Source organism: Streptomyces sp. NBC_00102, assembly GCF_026343115.1.
Classification (GTDB): domain Bacteria; phylum Actinomycetota; class Actinomycetes; order Streptomycetales; family Streptomycetaceae; genus Streptomyces.
The window spans coordinates 762,348-783,323 of record NZ_JAPEMC010000002.1 but is presented as its reverse complement, the minus strand read 5'-3'; the positions used below and the strand labels follow the sequence as shown (position 1 = coordinate 783,323).

19 protein-coding genes and 2 pseudogenes are annotated in these 20,976 nt (G+C 70.8%); 11 read left to right on the top strand and 10 right to left on the bottom strand.

The window, feature by feature from the left end; translation table 11 throughout:
- Both OHA55_RS30590 and OHA55_RS30585 read left to right on the top strand, forming a co-directional pair.
- Nucleotides 1-621: glycoside hydrolase domain-containing protein (locus OHA55_RS30590; protein WP_266712437.1), on the top strand; the 621-nt coding region annotated here is incomplete at its 5' end.
- Between the two features lie 165 nt (nt 622-786).
- Nucleotides 787-1,040 (top strand): annotated as a pseudogene (locus OHA55_RS30585) (transposase family protein); the annotation flags it as partial.
- 207 nt (nt 1,041-1,247) lie between these two features.
- On the opposite strand, the gene OHA55_RS30580 reads toward OHA55_RS30585, so the two are convergent.
- Nucleotides 1,248-2,486: an IS4 family transposase gene (locus OHA55_RS30580; RefSeq protein WP_266712435.1), complete on the bottom strand. Its 1,239-nt coding sequence runs from the start codon at nt 2,484-2,486 to the stop codon at nt 1,248-1,250.
- A gap of 549 nt (nt 2,487-3,035) precedes the next feature.
- On the opposite strand from OHA55_RS30580, the gene OHA55_RS30575 reads away from it, so the two are divergent.
- Nucleotides 3,036-3,698 carry a hypothetical protein gene (locus OHA55_RS30575; protein ID WP_266712433.1) on the top strand — a complete coding sequence of 221 codons (663 nt, stop codon included), beginning with the start codon at nt 3,036-3,038 and terminating at the stop codon, nt 3,696-3,698.
- Nucleotides 3,699-3,978: 280 nt separating this feature from the next.
- Here OHA55_RS30575 and OHA55_RS30570 read toward each other — a convergent pair.
- A pseudogene (locus OHA55_RS30570) lies at nt 3,979-4,987 on the bottom strand (phosphotransferase).
- 286 nt (nt 4,988-5,273) lie between these two features.
- On the opposite strand from OHA55_RS30570, the gene OHA55_RS30565 reads away from it, so the two are divergent.
- Nucleotides 5,274-7,730 carry an RICIN domain-containing protein gene (locus OHA55_RS30565; protein WP_266712431.1) on the top strand — a complete coding sequence of 819 codons (2,457 nt, stop codon included), beginning with the start codon at nt 5,274-5,276 and terminating at the stop codon, nt 7,728-7,730.
- Nucleotides 7,731-7,875: 145 nt separating this feature from the next.
- Nucleotides 7,876-10,227, top strand: a complete 2,352-nt coding sequence (locus tag OHA55_RS30560; protein WP_266712429.1) for an AbfB domain-containing protein — start codon at nt 7,876-7,878, stop codon at nt 10,225-10,227.
- An 89-nt stretch (nt 10,228-10,316) separates the two neighbouring features.
- Here OHA55_RS30560 and OHA55_RS30555 read toward each other — a convergent pair whose 3' ends face one another.
- Nucleotides 10,317-10,907, bottom strand: coding sequence for a TetR/AcrR family transcriptional regulator (locus OHA55_RS30555; protein ID WP_266712427.1), 591 nt, complete (start codon nt 10,905-10,907; stop codon nt 10,317-10,319).
- Nucleotides 10,908-11,047: 140 nt separating this feature from the next.
- Here OHA55_RS30555 and OHA55_RS30550 point away from each other — a divergent pair, with 140 nt between their 5' ends.
- Entirely contained in the window at nt 11,048-12,061 is a 1,014-nt protein-coding gene (locus OHA55_RS30550) for a zinc-binding dehydrogenase (protein WP_266712425.1), read from the top strand.
- A 111-nt stretch (nt 12,062-12,172) separates the two neighbouring features.
- Nucleotides 12,173-12,532, top strand: a complete 360-nt coding sequence (locus tag OHA55_RS30545; RefSeq protein ID WP_266712423.1) for an STAS domain-containing protein — start codon at nt 12,173-12,175, stop codon at nt 12,530-12,532.
- A 33-nt stretch (nt 12,533-12,565) separates the two neighbouring features.
- On the opposite strand, the gene OHA55_RS30540 is transcribed toward OHA55_RS30545, so the two are convergent.
- From OHA55_RS30540 to OHA55_RS30525, 4 genes are read right to left on the bottom strand one after another with little or no spacing between them, the layout of a single operon-like run.
- Entirely contained in the window at nt 12,566-13,069 is a 504-nt protein-coding gene (locus OHA55_RS30540) for a MarR family winged helix-turn-helix transcriptional regulator (RefSeq protein ID WP_266712421.1), read from the bottom strand.
- A 53-nt stretch (nt 13,070-13,122) separates the two neighbouring features.
- The gene (locus tag OHA55_RS30535; RefSeq protein WP_266712419.1) at nt 13,123-13,587 is read right to left on the bottom strand and encodes an STAS domain-containing protein; all 465 of its coding nucleotides are present in this window, start codon (nt 13,585-13,587) and stop codon (nt 13,123-13,125) included.
- Nucleotides 13,584-14,687, bottom strand: coding sequence for a B12-binding domain-containing protein (locus OHA55_RS30530; protein WP_266712417.1), 1,104 nt, complete (start codon nt 14,685-14,687; stop codon nt 13,584-13,586). Before OHA55_RS30530 ends, OHA55_RS30535 begins: the two co-directional genes overlap by 4 nt.
- On the bottom strand, nt 14,684-16,324 hold the full coding sequence (locus tag OHA55_RS30525; RefSeq protein ID WP_266712415.1) for a PP2C family protein-serine/threonine phosphatase: 1,641 nt from the start codon (nt 16,322-16,324) through the stop codon (nt 14,684-14,686). Before OHA55_RS30525 ends, OHA55_RS30530 begins: the two co-directional genes overlap by 4 nt.
- 269 nt (nt 16,325-16,593) lie before the next feature.
- On the opposite strand from OHA55_RS30525, the gene OHA55_RS30520 reads away from it, so the two are divergent.
- The 3 genes from OHA55_RS30520 to OHA55_RS30510 all read left to right on the top strand — a co-directional run bounded on the left by OHA55_RS30520 (nt 16,594) and on the right by OHA55_RS30510 (nt 17,887).
- Entirely contained in the window at nt 16,594-16,920 is a 327-nt protein-coding gene (locus OHA55_RS30520; RefSeq protein ID WP_266712413.1) for a PRC-barrel domain containing protein, read from the top strand.
- Between the two features lie 108 nt (nt 16,921-17,028).
- Nucleotides 17,029-17,391: an STAS domain-containing protein gene (locus OHA55_RS30515; protein ID WP_266712411.1), complete on the top strand. Its 363-nt coding sequence runs from the start codon at nt 17,029-17,031 to the stop codon at nt 17,389-17,391.
- 64 nt (nt 17,392-17,455) lie between these two features.
- Nucleotides 17,456-17,887, top strand: coding sequence for an ATP-binding protein (locus OHA55_RS30510; RefSeq protein WP_266712409.1), 432 nt, complete (start codon nt 17,456-17,458; stop codon nt 17,885-17,887).
- A 48-nt stretch (nt 17,888-17,935) separates the two neighbouring features.
- Here the strand turns inward: OHA55_RS30510 and OHA55_RS30505 are convergent, their stop codons facing one another.
- Nucleotides 17,936-18,577, bottom strand: a complete 642-nt coding sequence (locus OHA55_RS30505; protein WP_266712407.1) for a TetR/AcrR family transcriptional regulator — start codon at nt 18,575-18,577, stop codon at nt 17,936-17,938.
- Between the two features lie 126 nt (nt 18,578-18,703).
- On the opposite strand from OHA55_RS30505, the gene OHA55_RS30500 reads away from it, so the two are divergent.
- Nucleotides 18,704-19,270 carry an NADPH-dependent FMN reductase gene (locus tag OHA55_RS30500; RefSeq protein WP_266712405.1) on the top strand — a complete coding sequence of 189 codons (567 nt, stop codon included), beginning with the start codon at nt 18,704-18,706 and terminating at the stop codon, nt 19,268-19,270.
- A gap of 104 nt (nt 19,271-19,374) precedes the next feature.
- Here OHA55_RS30500 and OHA55_RS30495 read toward each other — a convergent pair whose 3' ends face one another.
- Both OHA55_RS30495 and OHA55_RS30490 read right to left on the bottom strand, forming a co-directional pair.
- Complete coding sequence (locus OHA55_RS30495; protein WP_266712403.1) at nt 19,375-19,656, bottom strand: DUF3027 domain-containing protein; 282 nt, start codon at nt 19,654-19,656, stop codon at nt 19,375-19,377.
- 101 nt (nt 19,657-19,757) lie between these two features.
- Complete coding sequence (locus tag OHA55_RS30490; protein ID WP_266712401.1) at nt 19,758-20,771, bottom strand: chitinase; 1,014 nt, start codon at nt 20,769-20,771, stop codon at nt 19,758-19,760.
- Between the last annotated feature and the right edge of the window lie 205 nt (nt 20,772-20,976).

Genomic DNA, 20,976 nt, shown 5'->3' with positions numbered 1-20,976 from the left:
AGCGGTGAGTACGCCATCGGTTCGCCGCTCTTCAAGAAGGCGACCGTGCACCTGGAGAACGGCCGCACCCTCACGGTGAAGGCCCCGAAGAACAGCTCGAAGAACATCTACATCCAGGGCCTGAAGGTCAACGGCAAGAAGTGGACCTCCACGACCCTGCCGAGCGATCTCCTCTCCAAGGGTGGCGTGCTCGACTTCGACATGGGCTCCAAGCCCTCCTCGTGGGGCACCGGCAAGAACGCCGCGCCGGTCTCCCTCACCAAGGACGACAAGGTGCCCGCGCCGAAGCAGGACGTACTGAAGGGTGACGGCGCGCTGTTCGACGACACCTCCGCCACGTCGGCCGAGGCCGCCACGGTCGAGCTGCCGGTCACCGGTGCGACGAAGGCCGCGCAGTACACCCTGACGTCGGCGAAGGCCGGCGCCGCCCCCGCGGGCTGGGTGCTCCAGGGCTCCTCGGACGGCAAGACCTGGAAGGACCTCGACAAGCGGTCCGGCCAGACCTTCGCCTACACCCAGCAGACCCGGGTGTTCTCGGTGGCCCGACCGGGCGACTACCAGCACTACCGCCTGGTGCTCGACGGCACGTCGACCCTCTCCGAGATCGAACTGATCTCCTGAGCCGGGGCGGGTCCGTGGGCGGCGGCCCGACGGACCCGCCACGACAGCCTTGAGCGCACGCCGGCGGCCGGCATCCCGTGTACGGGGTGCCGGCCACCGGTTTTCGCGTCCTGGGCCGTGGTGGATCAGTGCGCGGCGCCGGGTGCGGTGCATCGCAAGGCGGGGGGCGTCCGCATCCTGGCCGACCTCTCCTGCCAAGGCGCAGGACCGTGGCTGACCACCGGCATCAGACGCAAGCCACTCCAGGAACTCACTCCCACCGAAAAGACCCTCGACCGGCGCTGGCCGCAGCACGAGCGCCCGTTGAACGCGGTGTCGCGATCCTGAAGTCCTGGCGGATCATCCGCAGGTCCCGGCGCAGCCCCAACCGCATGACGTCAATCGTCAGGGCCATCCTCACGCTGGAGCGGCAGCGGTGACGCCCCTTAGACGCAATACCGGTGATTTAGGTTGTTTTTCGGCTGGTTGACGTGGCTCTGGTTGGGCCGACCAGCCGGACCGTCGGGGTGTCTGGTTGTGGTGGGCTGTGGTGTTCGGATCGTTTGAGGGCCCAGTTCGACATCTTGCGTTTGATCACGCGGGGGTTGGAGCGTAACCGCCGTGCGGGCAGCGGTCGTTCGGTGATTTCACGCAGGCTCTGGGTGATGGACCGGGCCAGTCGTGAGGGGGGAAAGCGCCGCCTGCCCGGTGACGTGGCGGCGGACGACGCGCAGGGTGCGGGTGAAGGAGACCCGGTCGGGATCATGATCGGCCTTGAGAGCGGCCTGGTGCATCAGGTCCCGCAGCGCGTGGTGGACCAGCAGGAACGCGAAGATCTCCTGTTCGACGCCGCGTGGGTACCGGGAACGCAGCACCAGCCCTGGGATGCCCTGGTGGTTCTTGATCTCGTCCAGGGTGTTCTCGATCTCCCACCGCTGGGCATAGACCGCGGCGAGTTCCTCGGCCGGCGCCTGGTCGGGGTCGAGGAGGGTGGTGATCAACCGGTAGACGGTGCCGCCGCCGCGTGGGCCGAGGACGTACTCGATCACCCGCACCCGCTCGGGGTCCGCGCGCCGATAATTGTCCCGCGCGGCAACGATCTCCGACACGTAGGAGCCGTCGGCGAGGGTTTCCAGGACCGGCAGCACCACGACGCTGCGGACCCGCCACAGCAGGTCCGCACCGCCCGCCTTCGCGGCCCGCCACAGATCAAGGCCGCAAAAGCCCCGGTCGGCGAGCAGGAGCATCCCCTTCGTCAACGCGGGGAACAACCGCCGGGCCAGCCCTGTCTCGTGGACCGTGAGCGGTCCGACCTCGGCCGCGAACACGGCATGGGTCCCGCACTCGGCCAGCGCCGCCACCCTCGCCTGCGGATACGCACTGCGACCCTGCCCGCGACTGGTACCGGGCCGCCCGAAGAACTGGGCGTTCGCCGCGGTGTCCGGAACATCGAAAACGGTGCCGTCCACCGCGACCAGCCGCCACTGCCGGTACCAGGCGCCCTGCGTCCGCGCGACCGCCACCGGCCGGCACACCCGGGCGAACAGGACCCGCAACGGCTCCGGCCCAAGCCGCAACCGGGCCCGACCGATCGCCGCCGTCGTGGGCACCCGCCAGACCGCTGCCCACCGGCCCTCACGCTCCAGCCCATGAACCAGAAGCCGAGCCACCTCTTCATAGCCCTGTCCGAAGAACAGACACATCGCCAGGACGAAGTAGAGCACCACCCGCGCAGGCAGCAGACGCGTCCGCTGCTCGCCTCTCCCGCACTCGGTGATCACCTCGTCGACCAGTTCCGGCGGAAACGTCCGCGTCAACACCCCCAACGCGATCCGGTCCGACAACCGATCAACACCCGACGACTTCACCTGACCTGGCCTTGGCACAACCCACCCAACGACCAGAAACCACCAAAGTCACCGGTATTGGCCCTAGGACCCCACACCACCCCATGATCCGAGCAGTAGTAACTCTGGATGCGCTCACTCATCCGCGCTGCGGCCCCCTTTGTTACCTCTGATGGCGTGTCGATATGACGATGCGGCGGTGGGCAAGCAGCCAAGTAGCCTAATGCGCAGGTGAGTTGTGGCACACTGCCCGGAGAATCAGGGGGAGCTGATCGCCCCGGCCCCGCGTACGCAGTGGCGCCGCGGGTGGCGCGCGGGAGGCGCCCATAGGGTTGGCGCGACCCCACTGGCCTGGCAGGGAATCGCATGACTACTGGTTCGGGCGGCGGGATGCAGCCGTCGCCTCCGGGTGGCGGGACACAGCCACCATCCTCGGGTGACGGGACACAGCCGTCACCCTCGGGTGGCGGGACACAGCCACCATCCTCGGGTGACGGGACACAGCCACCGTCGTCTCAGTCCTCGCAGACAGCGTCACCGCCTTCTGTCCCGCCTCAGCCGTCAGCCGACCCGCACACGACAGCTCGTATGGCGGCCAAGTACGGCCTCCTCGGGACGCTGGGCGCTGCCGCGATCGCGGGGGTGTTCGCGTTGACGGTCGCCTTGGTCGGAAGAGGCGGTGATGAACAGCAGCACGCCGGCTCCACGGATACCCCCAAGACTTCAGTCTCTTCACCAAGTGGCGGCGACTCTGTTCCTCCGAAGGTGCTGCCCACGGCGACCGAGGACAAGCCTTCCACCCCTTCCGGTGAATCTGGCGCATCCGACCAACAAGGCTCGCGTCCCATGCGACTTGTCAGTCCCTCCTGCGACAAGGCTCTGGTCATCGATTTTGATTCGGATCGCCTCGTGAAGCAGGTCGTCATGGACGACTTGCCCCCTGATGAGGCGGCCAAGCTCGACCTCATCTACAGCGGTTGCGGTGCCCCCACCATGCGCCTGGGGGATGATCAGGCGGGAGGAATCCTGGCCGAGGGATCCCCAGTGACCGAGGATGCCTGCAAAGCGGCAGCCCAAGGCGGTGGCCTCGAAGAGATTCAGTGGGACACCGATGCTCTCAGAGATCAGCAAATCATCGCGGGCGCGGCGCTTTGTGTGATTACAGATGAGGAACGCGTGGCAATGGCCAAAGTTGTAAAAATCGGCAAGAACGGCGCGCCTGACGATTTCTCGGTTTTCAGCTGGCCCTGATGAATTCGAGGCCGCCCTCTCCGGGAAACCCGGCCGCACTGAATTCAGCGCCGCTTCTGTGCGATGTCTCGGCCTGGCCTCCACAGCTGAGGAGCGACCGTGATCACCGAAGCCGACCTCACCCTGGAAAGGCAACGCGGACGGCCCTTGAACCGATCCTAGCGGCGGCCCGCCAGGTGGCCGAGACGGCACGTGTGCTCTTTGCCAGTCCGCACGTGCCCTTTTCGGGTTCGTCAAGCCGTGCGGTCGGCTTGACGCCCCGACAGCATTCCCCCTCCGTTCAGAGAGGCGGCTCGGCGAGCAACTCCCGCAGCCAACGGGCGCTGTCCACGCCCCCGAGGTCGCCCGCACCTCCCGACGCCCCCGGGAAGAGCCGCCCCCAGGAGCCGGCCCGGCCGATCGCTCCGACCCGCCACGCCAGACTGACAGCGCGTCGCAGCTCAGCGGCGGTGTGGCCGCTTCCCGTCCACGGCTCCAGGTAGGCGTCACGGAGGCGCGGCAGAACCTCGGGGCCGTAGCGCTCGCGGGCCGTACGTCCGGGAACCAGGAGGCTGCAGAAGGGGTGCGAAATCGTCGCGTCGCCCCAGTCGAAGAAAACGAAGCGGCCCGGTTCCGGCACGAACGACTGGCCCTCGTGCAGATCGGAATGGTCGAGCGTTTCGGCAATTCCCAGGCCCGTGAGTTCCGCGCACCACTCCGCGAGACGGGGACGAATGTCCCGCAATGCCGCGCGGTCGGCCTCGTCCAGCGCGGAGTTCTCCTCGATCATCCGGTCGAAGATCTCCGGAAGGGAAGCCCACGCGCCCGTCCGGGACACCGAGTGAGTCCATTCTCCCGGCGTACTGAATCAATTCCCGCTGCATTTGCGCGTACTGACGCAGCATCTCCTCCCACTCCGCAGGACCCGCGGCACCACGGTCCAGCGCGTCCCGGAAGAGCGGCCCGCCGTCCGGAAGGAGCGACCACCCCCGCTCGGCGTCGACGGCGAGCGGCTCCAGCCCGCGCCCGGGGACCCAGTGCGCCAGGGCCTTCGTCAGCCCCGCTTCGAAGGCGCTCGCGGGCGGGTTGGCCTTGAAGAACACGGCCCCCTGCCCCTCGACCGGAATCCGCACCAGAACGGACCACGGCCGCAGCCGCACCGACCGCCCACCCGACGTACGCAGCCCGTGGGCCGCCAGTTCGCGCTCGGCCCATCCGAGGGCGGCCTCCCGCCACGTGGCGGTCTCCCAGGGTGTCACCGCGTCCGGATACTGCCCCCGGTCCACTGCCACCGACTCGTCACGCGTCATCGCCCCATCCCATCACCGGGCCCGCCACCGCTTCCATCCGTTTTCCGCCGGACCGGACGGCACGGCGCCCCCGGACACCACTCCCCCGGCACCGCACCAACCGCTGCGCGATCTCTGGACACCGGCTTGTGGTCGTGCTGTCATACCGCCGACATCAATTTTCCAACGTTGCATAGAAGTTGTCGCACCACCGCACCGGAACGCGACAGCCTCCTTCGCCATGCGCCGGAGCCGTAGTACCAGAGCGCTGAACGAGGCTGCCGCAGAGCAGAAGTGGAGCTTCCACATGCCCCTGAACCGTCGGCATTTCATGACCAGTGCCCTGGTCACCGCCGCCTCGACCGCCGCCATGGGCCGCTGGGCCACCACCGCGACCGCGGCGGGTCACGTGGCGCCGGTGGCGCGCGGCGGCCACTACGCCCCGAACGCCGCCCCGCTGCACCCGACCGCGTTCCTGAAGCTGCCGCCCGGCCGGGTCAAGGCAAAGGGCTGGCTCGCCGGCCAGCTCAAACTCCAACTGGACGGCCTCTGCGGGCGGTACGAGGAGTTCTCGCACTTCCTCGACTTCGACACCTCCGGCTGGGTGCACACCGACCAGGGCGGCTGGGAGGAAGTCCCGTACTGGCTGCGGGGATACACCGACCTGGCGATCGTCACCGGCGACGCGGAAGCGCTCGCCGCCACCCGGCGCTGGATCGACGCGATCCTCACCACGCAGCAGTCGGACGGGTTCTTCGGCCCCAAGGCGCTGCGCACCTCGCTCAACGGCGGACCGGACTTCTGGCCGTTCCTCCCGCTGATCCAGGCGCTGCGCTCCTGGCAGGAGTACAGCGGCGACACCCGGGTGATCCCCTTCCTCAGCCGGTTCTTCCGGTACATGAACACCCAGGGGCCGGGCGCCTTCAACACCAGCTGGATCGCGCTGCGTTGGGGCGACGGTCTGGACAGCGTCTTCTGGCTGTTCAACCGGACCGGCGACACCTTCCTGCTCGACCTCGCGGACAAGATCCACCAGAACGGCGCCGACTGGGGCGACAATCTGGTCAACCCGCACAACGTCAACATCGCGCAGGGCTTCCGCGAGCCCGCCCAGTACGCGCTGCGCAGCGGTTCGGCGCAGGACACGAAAGACACGTACGGCACCTACGCCAAGGCGATGGGCCAGTACGGGCAGTTCGCGGGCGGCGGTATCGCCGGGGACGAGAACGCCCGTGCCGGGCACGGCGATCCGCGGCAGGGGTTCGAGACCTGCGGCATCGTGGAGTTCATGGCGAGCCACCAGCTGCTCACCCGGATCACCGGTGACCCGCTGTGGGCGGACCGTTGCGAGGATCTCGCTTTCAACTCGCTGCCCGCGTCGCTCGATCCCTCGGGCAAGTCGATCCACTACATCACCAGCGCCAACAGCGTCGATCTGGACAACGAGCCCAAGCGGGACCGGCAGTTCCAGAACGGTTTCGCGATGCAGGCGTTCCTTCCGGGCGTGGACCAGTACCGCTGCTGCCCGCACAACTACGGCATGGGCTGGCCGTACTTCCTCGAAGAGCTCTGGCTCGCCACCCCCGACGGCGGTCTGGCGGCGGCGATGTACGCGGCCAGCGAGGTGACGGCGACCGTCGCGGACGGTACCCAGGTCACCATCACCGAGGAGACCGATTACCCCTTCACGGACACGGTCACCCTCACCCTCAAGACCCCGAAGCAGCTGAAGTTCCCGCTGGTGCTGCGCGTCCCGGCCTGGTGCACCGCGCCGGAGATCCGGGTCAACGGGCAGCGCGTCACGGCCCCCGCCGGTCCGGCGTTCACCCGCGTCGACCGCACCTGGAAGAACGGCGACCAGGTCACGCTCCGCTTCCCGCAGCAGACCACCGTACGCACCTGGGCGCAGAACCACGGTTCGGTGAGCATCGACCGCGGGCCGCTCACGTACTCGCTCCGGATCGGCGAGAGCTACGAACGCATCGGCGGCACCGACCAGTTCCCGGAGTACGCGGTGCACGCGACCACCCCGTGGAACTACGGGCTCGTGCTGGACGGGGCGCTGCCCCAGGCCACCGCGGCCCCGCGCTCCCGTGCGCGTTCGGCCCGGCTGGCGGCCGGCGACAACCCCTTCACCCTGGAGGGCACCCCGCTCACACTGACCGCCCGGGCCCGCCGTATCCCGGAGTGGAGCGCGGACGACGAGCACGTGGTGGCGCCGCTCCAGCAGAGCCCGGCGCGCAGCACCGAGCCCGTCGAGCAGGTCGCCCTCGTCCCGATGGGAGCGGCTCGGCTGCGGATCACGTCCTTCCCGACGGTGGCACCGGACGCGGCGCCCTGGCTGGCGGACCGCTGGTACCGGATTGCCAACAAGAACTCGGGCAAGGTGCTCGGCGTCGACGGGATGTCGACCGCGAACAGCGCCCATGTGGTGCAGTTCGGCGACACCGGCACCGACGACCACCTGTGGCGGCTGGTCGCCAACGGCGACGGCTGGTACCGCATCCGCAACCAGCACTCCGGCAAGGTGCTCGGCGTCGACCTGATGTCCACGGCCAACAGCGCCCACGTCGTCCAGTTCGACGACAACGACACCGACGACCACCTCTGGCAGCTCGTGCCGAACGGCGACGGCTGGTACCGCATCCGCAATCGCCACTCGGACAAGGTGCTCGGCGTGGACCTGATGTCCCTCGCCGACAGCGCCCATGTCGTGCAGTACGACGACAACGGCACCGCAGACCACCTCTGGCAGCTGCTCTGACAGGCAGCAGCACCGCTGGGCGGTGTCCGCCGGTCCGTGGCCGCTGAACAGGGCCCCGAACCGCCCGGGCACCGCCCGAGGCTCCCCCGCACCACTCCGCGCGCCGGTCCCGGCGCGCGGAGCCCCACGTGAAGGAGGTCTCAGGATGAAGTCCGCACCCGCACCGCGCCGTCGAACCTGGTGGCGAAGACTGACCGCAGGCACCGGTCTGCTGGCTCTGGTGGCCGGCGCACTCGTCGGGGCCGGTACGGCTCCGGCGTCCGCGGCGGCCACCGCCTGGTCGCCCAAGACGTCGCCCATGACGACGCCGTGGACCAACCAGGTCTCCGTCGACCAGCCGCTGCCGGAGTACCCGCGTCCGCAGCTCACCCGCCCTGACTGGGCCAACCTCAACGGCATCTGGGACTTCGCGGTGACCGGCAAGGACGCGGGGCAGCCCGCGTCCTTCACCGAGCAGATCCGGGTGCCGTTCGTGGCGGAGTCCGCGCTCTCCGGTATCCAGCGCAAGATCACCGAGAACGACAAGCTCTGGTACAAGCGGACGTTCACCGTTCCGTCGGGCTGGAGCGGCCGGCGGGTGCAGCTCAACTTCGGTGCCTCCGACTGGCAGACGACGGTCTGGGTCAACGGCACGCAGGTGGGTGCGCACAAGGGCGGGTACGACTCGTTCTCGTACGACATCACGCCGCAGCTGAACGGCGGGACGAACACCGTGGTGGTGTCGGTCTACGACCCGACGCAGACGGGCGGCCAGGCCGTCGGCAAGCAGCGGATCAACGACGTGGCGCCGCACTCGGGCGGCGGGATCTTCTACACCGCCGCCTCGGGTATCTGGCAGACCGTCTGGCTGGAGCCGGTGGCCACCGCGCACGTCACCCGGCTGGACATGACCCCGAGCCTGGGTGACAGCACCCTGCGGGTCAAGGTGCAGGCGGCGGGCGCCTCGGGCCGCAGCGCCCGGGTGACGGTCTCCACCGGCGGTACGACGGTGGGCACCGCGACGGGCGTGGTGGGCGCGGAGGTCTCCGTGCCCGTGCCGAACACGCACCTGTGGACCCCCGAGGACCCGTTCCTCTACGACGTGAAGACGGAACTGCTCGACGGCACGGCGGTCACCGACACGGTGGGCGGTTACACCGGGATGCGGTCCATCGGGCTCGCCAAGGTGGACAACATCGTGCGCCCGGTCCTCAACGGGAAGTTCGTCTTCCAGACCGGCACGCTGGACCAGGGCTACTGGCCGGACGGCATCTACACCGCGCCGACCGACGCGGCGCTCAAGTCCGACCTCCAGGCCCACAAGGACCTCGGGTTCAACATGGTCCGCAAGCACATCAAGGTCGAGCCGCAGCGCTGGTTCTACTGGGCCGACAAGCTCGGGCTCCTGGTCTGGCAGGACATGCCCGCGATGGACACCGGCAAGTCGCCGGACAGCGCGGCACGGACGCAGTGGGAGGCGGAGTACCACGCGATCATCGACCAGCACCGCAGCTCGCCGTCGCTGGTGCTGTGGGTGAACGAGAACGAGGGCTGGGGCCAGTACGACCAGGCCAGGATCGCCAACGAGGTGAAGGCGTACGACCCGTCCCGGCTGGTCGACAACATGAGCGGGGTCAACTGCTGCGGAGCGGTGGACGGCGGCAACGGTGACGTCGTCGACAACCACAACTACGTCGGCCCCGGTAACACCGCGCCCTCCGCGACGCGGGCTGCGGTCCTCGGCGAGTTCGGCGGGCTGGGCTGGAAGGTCGCGGGGCACGAGTGGTATCCGGGCGGCGGCTTCAGCTACGAGGACCAGGCGAGCGTCTCGGCCCTCAACAACCGCTTCGTGGGCCTGATCGACAGCATCCGGGTCGGTCAGCTGCCGGCCGGCCTGTCCGCCTCCGTCTACACGGAGATCACCGACGTGGAGAACGAGGCCAACGGCCTCCTCACCTACGACCGCCAGGTGGTGAAGGTGGACACCGCGCGGGTGAAGGCCGCCAACCAGGCGCTCATCGCGGCCTCGAAGGCGGGGACGACGGCGGTGACGCTGCCCACCGGCGGCTACAAGTCGCTGCGGGTCACCACCCCCGGCTACACCAACAAGTACCTGCGCCACTCCGAGGGGCTCGGGTACACGGCGGTCGTCGACGCCAACAGCACCGCGCTGCTGAAGAGCGACGCCACGTGGAAGGTGGTGGCGGGGCTGGCCAACAGCAACTGCTACTCCTTCGAGTCGCGCAACTACCCGGGCGAGTACCTGCGGCACCAGAACTTCCGGGTCCGCCGGGACGCGAGCGACGGCTCGGCCCTCTTCAAGGCGGACGCCACCTGGTGCGCGGTCGCGGGGACCGGCGGGGTGCGTCTGTCGAGCGTCAACCTGCCCGGCAGCTTCATGCGCCACATCAACTCCGAGGTGTGGCTGGCCACTCCGGGCGGTCCGAACACGTGGGACAACCAGGCGTCCTTCACCGAGGACACCACGTGGTCGGTGGACGCGCCCTGGGCGCCGTGAGCTGACAGCGCCGGGTCCAACCGTTCGGTGGCCGGTCCGTCGGAGATCTTCCGGCGGGCCGGCCACCGGCGTGTCCGGGCGCGGCCCGCTCAGGCCGGCCGGACCCGCGCGCCGTCCAGCACCAGCGCGACCAGCCGCTCGGCCAGCTCCTCTTCGAGGGGTGCGTCGCTCACCAGGACGCGGGCGAAGAGGGGGCCACTGACGGCCTCCACCAGCAGGCCGGGATCGGTGTCCCCGGCGAGTTCGCCGCGCTCGATGCCGCGCCGGACCATGACGGTCCCGCGTTCCAGCCGGTCCTTCCAGTACGGGCCCCGGCGGTCCTCCAGGGTGTCGTCCCGCTCGACGCTCAGTCGCAGCAGCGCTTGGCCTTGGGCGGTGCGCAGCAGCCGGACGAGGGAGACGAAGAACGTCGTGAGGTCCTCCTGCACGTCTCCCGTGTCCGGGACGGGCACCGCGGCGTCGAGTTCCGCGACGAGCGCCTCGGCGATCAGGTTCTCGCGGGTCTTCCACCGCCGGTAGATCGACGTCTCGTGCACTCCGGCGGACCGGGCGACGGCGGAGACGGTCGCGCCCGCCAGTCCTTCGGCCGCCAGGATCTCGACGACGGCGGCCAGCACGGCTCTGCGCATGTTCTCCCCGCGTCGGCGCAGCGGCGGGGCGGCGGGGCGGGGCGTGGTCATGCGGCCTGCCTGATGGTCATACGGCCAGCCTAAAGCAACCCCACTTGCACAGGCTCTCCACACCGACGTAACGTCTAACGCAAGACGACCTGCGTTAGGTCGGCGGCCGTCGAGGGAACACCGCTTTTGGAGGTCACGTCATGGAGCAGATGCTCGCCGCACGCCTGCACGTCCCGAGTCGCACGTTGCGCGTGGAGGAGGTGCCCCGCCCTCAGCCCGGCCCGGGACAGGTGCTCGTGAAGGTCGAGGCGGCCGGGGTGTGCCTCTCCGACGTGCACCTGATCGGCGGCAGCCTCACCCCGCAGCTGCTGGACGGCGACACCGTCACCCTCGGTCACGAGGTGTCCGGCACGATCGCCGAAACGGGCGGGGGCGTCACGTCCTGGGTGCCGGGTCAGCGCGTGGTGCTGTACGCGGGAGAGACCCGCAACGGCGTCACGTACACCCGGGGCGTCGACTACGACGGCGGCTGGGCCCAGTACGCGCTCTCCTCCGAGGACGCGCTGACGCGACTGCCCGACTCCATCCCGTTCGACCAGGGCGCGATCATCCCGGACGCGGTGTCCACTCCGTGGGGCGCGATCACCGCGACCGCCGGGGTCCGCCCCGCCGAGGCGGTGGGTGTGTGGGGCGTGGGCGGCCTGGGGGTGCACGCGGTGCAGTTGCTGCGCGCCGTGGGCGCGTACCCGATCGTCGCCGTCGACCCGAACCCGACCGCCCGGCAGCGTGCGCTCGCCGCCGGTGCGGATCTGGCGCTCGACCCGGCCGCACCGGACCTCGCGGAGCGGGTCGCCTCGGTCACCGCCGGAGCGGGGCTGGCCGCGGCCTTCGACTTCGCCGGGGTGTCCGCCGTGCGCGAGCAGGCGCTGACCGCCCTCGCGAAGGGGGGACGGCTCGTACTGGTCGGCCTCACCGACAAGCCGCTGACGGTCACGCAGGGCACCCGCTTCAGCTACCTCCAGCAGCAGATCCTCGGCCACTACGGCTCCGACATGCCCGTCGCCCTCCCCCAGCTGCTCGGGCTGGTCGAAGGCGGGCGACTGGACTTCTCCGGCTCGATCAGCGGGACCCTTCCGCTGGCGGAAGCCGCCGAGGCCGTGGCCCGGCTGGAGCGCAAGGAGGGCGACCCCATCCGTCTGGTCCTGCGCCCCTGACATCTGCCCCCGGGTGCCGCGCACCCCCCGGACGCACGAGTGGAAGCGCTCCGCCCGCACATCCGGGGGGTGTTGGTCGCGCGGTGTCGGGGCGCTGTGAAAATAGGCGCCATGACCTGGGACGAGGGTGCCACCCTGCGGGTGGCGAGAGCGCCGGACGTGTTCGTGATCGAGGTCACCGGCGCGGTCGACCAGGCGGAGCGGGATCTTCTCGCCGCTGCCTGGCTGGAGGCGGCGGAGGCCGGTCTGCCCGCCACGGTGGTCGACCTGTCCGGTGTCACCTTCGGGGACAGCGGGCTGCTCAACGAGTTGCTGGTGGCGGAGCGCGGACACCGGCTCCGGGGCCGGGCGTTCATCATCGCCGGTCCGCTGCGCCCTCAGGTGCGGCGGCTTTTCACCGTCACGGGCACCCTGGACCACTTCGTCGTCGTGGGCACCGCCGGGGACGCCCCCGAACACCGGACCGGCTGACGTTTCGTCATCACCCTTGCCGTCATTGCGGGTTCACGGCCGTCGCGCCGGGCGGCGTGCGGCGGGTCCGGTGAGCATCGGTGCGCCGCCGAGAGCGGCCCGCAGTCCGTCGAGCCCCTGGGCGAGCTCCGCGCGCTGAACGGCGGGCATGCTGTCGATCGCCCCGGTCAGCACCTCGTCCCGCTTCCGGCGCACCTCGGCGAGGTGTGCGTGCCCTTCCGTGGTCAGACTCAGCGTCACCTCGCGTCCGCTGTCGGGGCTGGGCCGCCGCTCGACGAAGCCCGCGGACTGGAGCCGGTCGCACAGCCGGCTGAGCGAGGGCGCCGAGACGTTCAGGACGGCCCCGAGCACCCGCATCCGGATGCCGTCCTGCCGGTCGACGGCATACATCAGTCTCAGTTGCGCCAGGGACGCGGGGGCGGCCCAGCCCCGGTCGCGGGTCCGCTCCCAGAGCACGTCGAGCAGTTCCACGATGTCCCCCGCCGCGGACGCCACGTCGTGGGAACCCGGAGGCGTGGCCTCGGCTTCGGGCGGCATGATGCTTCCCCTCTGTCCCGGTGTCCCGGGGCGGGCCGGACGCACGGTGTGCGTCAGGCTGTGCCGTCCGGACCGGGTGGGCGGGCAGATCGGCTTCGTACACCATCGATGGCCGAGGGGACCTCGTGCGCGGTCTCCGAGGTGGTCCGCGCGGTGCGTCCCGGGGTCCGCTCCGCATCCATGGGGGTCGTGGTGAGGTGGTCCAGCGTACCGGTGACCTCCAGCAGCCGGTCGAGCGCGGCTCCCCGCCCGTCGAGCCGCAGGGCGACGCCCGCCTCGTCGGTCCGTCTGCGGATCATGATCAGCGCGGCCAGCCCGGAGGAGTCGACGGTGCCCATCGGGGCGCAGTCGAGGCGGAGTTCGCTCGCGTCCGGGTACTCGGCCAGCAGTTCCACGACGGTGTCGAGCAGGGTGTCGGCGCTGGTGTGGTCGAGGTCTCCACGCATCTCCACCCGGACCGCGCCCAAGGCGTCGTACCGCGTGCAGAGCCGGAAACCGTCGGAGGGTGTGGTCGTCATGCGTGCTTTCCGGAGCGGGCGTGCGGGCGGAGGGGGGCACCGGGCCGGCCGGCCGCGAGACGGAGGTGGCGGCCGGCGCGGGGGAAGTCCCTGAGCTCTTCGCCCAGTACCTCCAGTGCCGGTGCGAGGGAGAACGCCGGGACTCCGCGGGCGGTCAGGATCTCCCCGGTCCAGTCGAGGAATCCGGTGAAGAGTTCCGGGTCGTCGGTGTAGAGGGCGGCGGCGAGGAAGTCGACGATGTGTGCCACGTCCTCGGCCGTCCGGTCGCGCTGGGCCCCGGTGTAGTCGCGGGCCGCGGGGAAACGCTCGTCGAGCCCGGCCAGGACCGCCTTCACCAGCTGCGCCTTGCTGCGCACCACCAGGGTGTACTCCTGGTCGCCGAGGTGCGGCAGGTCGTCGATGGGCTGGTGGGCACGGGAGGTACGGGAGGCGACGCCGGACACCAGGAGAGCGGCGGCGGCGCGGGCCTCGGGGGCCCAGGCGTCCGCGCCGAGCAGGCGTGCGTACCGGCCGTCCGCGCCGAACGCCGCGCCGCCGGCGAGGACCGGGGTACCGGTCGCCTGGCAGGCGGTGATCGCGGCGTGGGCGGCGGGCAGCCGGGTGGAGAGAGAGGCCGACAGGGCCACGGCGTCGGCGCCGGTCCGGTGCAGGTGGGCGATCAGGTGCGCGGTGGGGACCTGGGCGCCCAGGTAGTCGACGCGCAGGCCGCGCAGGGTGAGCACCTCGGCGAGGATGCGGGCGGGCAGGGCGTGCCACTCGCCGTCGACGCAGGCGACGGTCACCCGGCGGACCGCGCCGCCCGTGCGGGCCGGAAGGACCGTGCGGGCGCGGGAGACGGCGGCGACGACCCGGTCGTTGATCGCGGTGGCCGCGTGCTCCTGGGCGACGGTGACGCGGTCGGCGGCCCACTCCACGCCGATCCGGCCCTGGACGGGCACGACGACGTCCAGCAGGACGCTCTCGGCGTCCGCTCCGTCGTCCAGGGCGTCCAGCACGAGCGCGGTGGCCGTGTGCTCGTCGCCCTCCAGGACGGCGTCCCACAGTCCGTCCCGCAGTCCTGCCAGTGGGTGGTCCGGTGCCCGGCGGATGTACGTACTCATGCGGTGAACCTGCCCCGGGTGTGGCCGTCCACCGCACTGAGGTGATGGGTTCGGGGAGCGGCGATGACCACGACGGCCATGTCGTCGTGGCGTCCGGCGCCGACCCACTGCGACGCGAGCATCTGGATGTGCTCGACGACGGCCTCGGCGGGCATCCCGCCGCACCGGGAGAGCGTGTCCCTCAGCCGGTCCTCACCGAAGAGGGTGTCCCCGAGCGGACCGCCCCTGGCCTCGGTGATCCCGTCGGTGAACAGCACGCAGCTCTCCCCGGGCGCGAGGACGGCCTCCACCGTCACGGCCCGGGCTTCCGGGAGCGCGCCCACCAGGGTGCCCCGGGTGGCGGCCTCCTCGACCTCGCCGCCCGCGCGGACGATCAGCGGGGCGGCGTGCCCCGCGCTGGTCAGCCGCAGCCGCACGGTGGCCGAGTCCCGTACCGCGGAGGCGAGTACGAGCGTGGCGAACCGGGCGTGGTGGGAGTTGAGGAGCGCGCCGTTGAGGAGGTCGATCATCCGCTGGTGGTCGTCGGCCATCGGCAGCAGCGCGTGCAGGGTGTTCCGGATCTTCCCGGTGAGCACGGCGGCGTTCAGGCCCTTGCCGCAGACGTCTCCGAGCACGGCGAGGGAGGGTTCGCCCTCGACCGCCGCGGGGTGCACGTCGTAGAAGTCGCCGCCCACGCGTTCGGTGTCGCGCGAGGCACGGTACCCGCCGGCGTACTCCACTCCGGAGACCTGGTGGAGAACCGGGGGCAGGAGCTCGCGCATCAACGTCTCGGTGATCGAAGCCTGTTCGGCGTACATGCGCGCGGCGGACATCGCCGCGCCCGCGCGGGCGGCGAACAGCCGGGCGAAGGTCTCCTCGTTCCGGCTGAACGCGTGGTGTTCGCCCCGGCGGAGCAGGATGAGCGCGCCGGCCGGGACGCCGTGGCCGGGCAGCGGGGTGACCACGATCGAGCCCACCTCGCCCATGTCCGGCGGCACCACCCAGGACGGGGCGAGGGCCGGGTCCATCCACCGTGACGGCACGGGCGGGAACCCCTGGAGCGCCTCGGCGAGGCCGGGCACCGCGTCGGGGTCGACGCGCTCCCGGGTGAGCGTCGCGGTGCCGCCCCGGGAGCACCGGGCGATCAGCGTGCCGCCGGTGGACGGGGCGACGACCAGTGCGGCGTCCGCGAGGTGCGCGGCGGCCAGCTGGGCTGTCACCTCGGCACATTTGTCGAGATTGAGCGAGGAGAGCAGGCGGTTGGACGCTTCGGTCAGGAAGGCGGTGCGCTCGCGTTCCCCGCGCAGCGCCTCGGTGGCGCGCAGCCGGTCCGTGTCGTCCACCAGCCACCACACCACCCCGCCGTCCGCCTGTCCGGCCGGGTGCGCCTTGAAGCTCCGGTCGCCGACGGGACCGGCGGCCGAGGCCGGGACCTCCCCGGCCCGGCGGACGAAGTGCGCGTCCGCCAGCCAGGACGGAACGGCGTCCGTCAGCGGGGTCCCGGGACGGGCCTCGGGGAAGAGGGCGGCAGCGGCGTCATTGGCCCGCTCGACGGCTCCTCTGGGCCCCACCACCAGGGCGGGGCAGGGAGCCGTGTTCCAGGCCGGCTCGGCCGAAGCGCTCGCACGGGCGGCAGGCGCCCGGTGTGCGGAAGTCACCAAACGAAGAAGGCCCGCTGCGCGAACCCCTCACCTCATCAACTCGACGACAGAATCATTGCCCCCCGGCAACACTCCTCCACCCGGGGGGCTTCTGGCAACCCGTCATGGTCTCCGGCACCTCGGTGCGCCGGTGTGACAGGCCCTCCTCGCGCGCGGGGTGACTTCCTGTGTGAGTTTCGGCACGCGGGGAACGCGGTGGTGGAGACCCACGCGAATCCGCGTGCAGGAGGAAAGGCGAGAACATGAGAAATGTCTGGTGCGGGCCCGTGGCTCTGAACGCTCTGGCCGGGGCCGATCCGACGGAGTTCTCGGTGGAGGCCTCCGACGACAGCCTCGGAACGGTGGACCGGCGTTCCCTCGTCCTCGAATTCGACCATCTCGTCGTCGACACGGGTCTGTGGAAATTCGGTCGCAGTACGGCCATTCCCATGGGTATGGTCGCGCGGGTGGATGCCGAACGCCGGGTGATCACCCTGCTCTGCACGAAGGAGCAGGTGAAGGGGGCTCCTCGGTTCGCCCGCGACCAGGACACCAACGATCCGGTCTATTTGGCGCGCCTCGGCGCCTATTACTCCGGAATCCTGACGCCGTGAGGCCGTTCGCGGATGCCCGGCCCGGGGTGCGGACGGCCGCCCCGGGCCGGGCACGGCATTCCGCCTCCGCCCATTCGTCCGTCTCCGGGGTGAAGCGCCATCAGTGAAATGACCGGACGGAAGAGACCCATCAGGGGAACCGCGTTCCTGGTCCCGGCGGACGGTTTCGCCCTTGTCCGGGTACGGGGCGACGCCGACGAGAATTCCGGGGCGCCCGAGTTGGCCGAAGCCCTCGGGGCGGCGTTGTGCGAGGGGAAAGAACGTACTGTGGTGGACCTGTCGGAGACGGAATTCGCGGACTCCGCGGTGCTGCACACTCTGCTCGACGCGCGTGCCCGTCATGAACGCGCCGGCGTGAGACTGGTGCTCGCGGGTCCTTTCCGCACCGCCGTACGTCGCTTGTTCGATGTCACCGGCACGGCGGACGCCTTCGCCATGGCCATGAGCGTGGAAGAGGCGGCCACATGCTGAAGCCGGCACGACACGCACGGCCCGTCACCCCGACGAAGCCGTGTTCCAGGGGGCGGAGGAGCACGTGAGCAGGGAACATCCGGTGGGCCGCGAGGAGAACGGACCCGTCGGCACGGAACCGCCCCTGCCCGGCGACGCCGCGGCCGCGCGCGCCATGGTGCGCGAGCTGCTGGACGAACAGTTCTGCAGCCTGGGGGGCATGGACCCGGACGACGTGGTCATCTCGGACGCGATGCTGGTGACTTCGGAGCTCGTCACCAACGCGATCCGCCACGGGGGCGGGCTCACCGGTTTCCGTGCCCGGCTCAGTGGCGAGGGGCTGCTGCTGGACGTCGCGGACGCGAGTCCCAGGGAGCCGCGGACCGTGCCCTCGCTTCCCGGCACGGTACGGGTCGGGGGCTACGGGTGGCCGCTGGTGCGGCGGCTCTCCTCCCGGGTCACCATCACGCGGGAGGCGCGCGGCAAGAGGATCAGCGTGCTCATCACCCTGTTCTGAGACCGTCGCGCGGGGCTGGGCCCTGGCGTGCTCGTCGCTTCCGCCGGGTCAGCAGCGGTGCGTGAGGCGGGCCACCAGGTCCTTCCAGCCCTCCTCGATGCGCTCGGCCGAGAAACATCGGCCGTTGCGGTGGAAGTTGAGGAACGAGGGGTCCAGGTAGGCGAGCAGCACCTGGGTCAGCAGTTCCACGTCGCCCGTCGCACCGGCCCGCCGGAGCAGGTCGGTGACGTGGGTGGCCCGGACCGTGCGGGCGGGCGCGCTGTAGCGGCGGGTGGGGCAGTTCTCCGCCTGCACGTACAGGTCGACGTACCTCATCATGTGGCGGATGGTGTGGACGCCGAATGCCTCCAGCCGCTCCAGCGGAGGCGCGCCGGGTCCGAGTGGCGGCGGTCCACAGATGACCGCGTTCTGGAATTCCTTCTCGGCGTGGTCGATGAGCGCGTTCATCAGGCCGACCCGGTCGCCGAAGCGGCGGAAGACGGTTCCCTTGCCGACATGGGCCGCGGCGGCGACGGCTTCCATGGTGACGTGGTCGGCCCCCACCTCGTGGACCAGCCGGGATGCGGCTTCCAGCAGGCGGATGCGGTTGCGGGCTGCGTCGGCACGCTCCTGGGGCTCGCGACAGGCCAGGGGCAGCAGCGTGACAGGGCGGTCGGAGGACACCTCTTCGGATCCGGTCTGCGCGGTCATCGCCCCAGCGTAACCCCCCTCCACGCAAAGTGGACCCTGGTCCGCTTCACGTGCTATACCCGTTACCGGACCACGGTCCGTTTTACTTTCCGCCGCCGTCCCCGGCACTTTTCACAGGAGACCCCCATGTCCACTCGCATCGTCGCCCTCGTCGGCAGCCTCCGCTCCGGTTCGCACAACCGCCAGCTGGCCGAGGCCGCCGTGAAGCTCGCCCCCGGGGGCGTGGAGGTCGTGATCCAGGACGAGATCGCCGAGCTGCCCTTCTACAACGAGGACATCGACGTCGAGGGCAAGGTTCCGGCCGTCGCCGCGACCCTGCGCGAGACCGCCAACAGTGCCGACGCGTTCCTCCTCTTCTCCCCCGAGTACAACGGCACCATCCCGGCCGTCCTCAAGAACGCGATCGACTGGTACTCCCGCCCGTACGGTGGCGGCGCCTTCACCGGCAAGCCGGTCGCCGTCGTCGGCACCGCCTACGGCCAGTTCGGTGGCGTGTGGGCCCAGGACGACGCCCGCAAGGCCGTCGGCATCGCCGGTGGTTCCGTGCTGGAAGAGGTCAAGCTCTCCGTGCCCGGCTCCGTCGTCCGCTTCGCCGAGACGCACCCGGTCGACGACGAAGAGGTCGCTCAGCAGCTGGTCGCCGTTCTCACCGAGCTGGCGAAGGCGGCCACCGCCGAGCCGCAGGCCGCCTGAGCACACCGATACGGCCGTGAGGCGCCGCCCCGCTCCGGCGGGTCGGCGCCTCGCGCAGTCCTCGTCCCACTCGGCGGTGCGACACGGCGGCCATCGGAACGTGGCTATCCGAACGAATGGTCTTCGCGGACGGTGAAGACCGCGCAGCCGTCGTGCTCGAAGCGCACCCGCCCGTCGAAGGCCGATCCGGAGTTGGTGCAGGCCCCGTAGTCCTGGCCCAGCTCACCGCCGAGCGCGATCCAGAACCGGCAGCCACCGCACTGGGCGTCGTACCACTCGTCCCGGTAGCCCGGGTCTCCGGTCGACCGGTTCGACGAGGCTGCCCACCGCGCATGGCACTCTCCGTTGTGCGCGCGGTCACTTCCCGTCCAAGGCCCGTCGGACATCCGCCCCCGCCTCCTCGCTCCCGGGCGGGAACACCCCGCACCGGCTCTTCCACCACCCGGCCCTTACACCGTCCGTGCACGCACCGTCGCGGTCCGTCGCGTCAGCCGCCGCCGAGGGCCGCACCGAAGGCCCCGTCCTCCTGTTCGACACCGCTGCAGGAGTCGTCGGCCACGGTGGCCTCTCCCTCCGCGCACGCCCGGTCGCGGAAAGTCGACCACAACGAGAGCGCGCCCACCCCCTGTTTTTCGGCGAAGGTCCGCAGGCCGGAGGCGTCGGCCAGGGTGAACGTCTCCCCCGCCACGTCGTTGACCCCGGCCATCACCGTGAGGTGCAGGGCCTTCCACGCCCCGGCGGAGTCGAGGTCCAGCGCCTCGGCGAGCTGGGTGTGCGCGGCCCGGGCCGCCTGCTGCGCGTACTGGCCCATGTCACCGTCGTGGGACTCGCTGTAGTTCATCGCCATGACGTTGACCGCCGAGAGCTCGACGCCCTCGGTGACGGCGTCTTCCAGCAGCGTCAGCCCGCTCGCGTCCAGCCCGTCCGGCATCACCGGCAGGGTGTACGTGACGTCCAGGTCCCGTGACTTCTGGAGCAGCCGGATCGCCCGGTCGCGTCGCACCACGGACGCCCGGTCGGTGAGGGTGTCCCCCTCGATGTCGAAGTCCGCCCGGTCCGCGCCGACCGCGTCCAGCACCTTCGCGTACGCGTCCGCGAGGTCCTGGGCGCTGTCGCAGGCGAGCGCCAGTTCCGTACCGGCGGCGCCGCCGAAGGAGACCCGTACGTCGGCCCCGGACGCGGTGAGGGCGGAGACCCGGGCGCGTACCGCCGCGTCGTCGGCCGCCGCGCTGCCGCCCCAGCTCGGGGTGCAGCCGCCGTCCGCGACGACGAAGGCCAGGTTGTACGTGTCGGGCGAGCCCGCTCCGTCGGTGTCCGAGGCCGTGGTGGCGCTGACGTACGGGGTGTAGGCGGGGCTGTCGGCGGCCTTGGCCGAACTGCTCGGCGGCACCGGCGCGTTGTCGCTCTGGTCGGCGACCGTACCGGTGGCGCATCCGCCGCAGGCCAGCGCGAGGGCGACCGGCCCGGCGAGCGCCGCCGCGCGTTTGGACGGTCCGCGCACGGATGGTGTTCCACGCAAGACGGCACCTGCTCTCTCGTCCGAAGTGCCCCTCAACAGGTGGCGAAAGGGGCGGCATTCACCGCAAACCTCTCATGGAACGGGCATCGGGAAGGACCGGCGCATCTCACATCCGGTGGTCCGACGCGGTCGCCGTCGGCGCCGAACGCCGTAGCGGCGAAGCGAGTTGACCAGGTGCAGGGTGCCG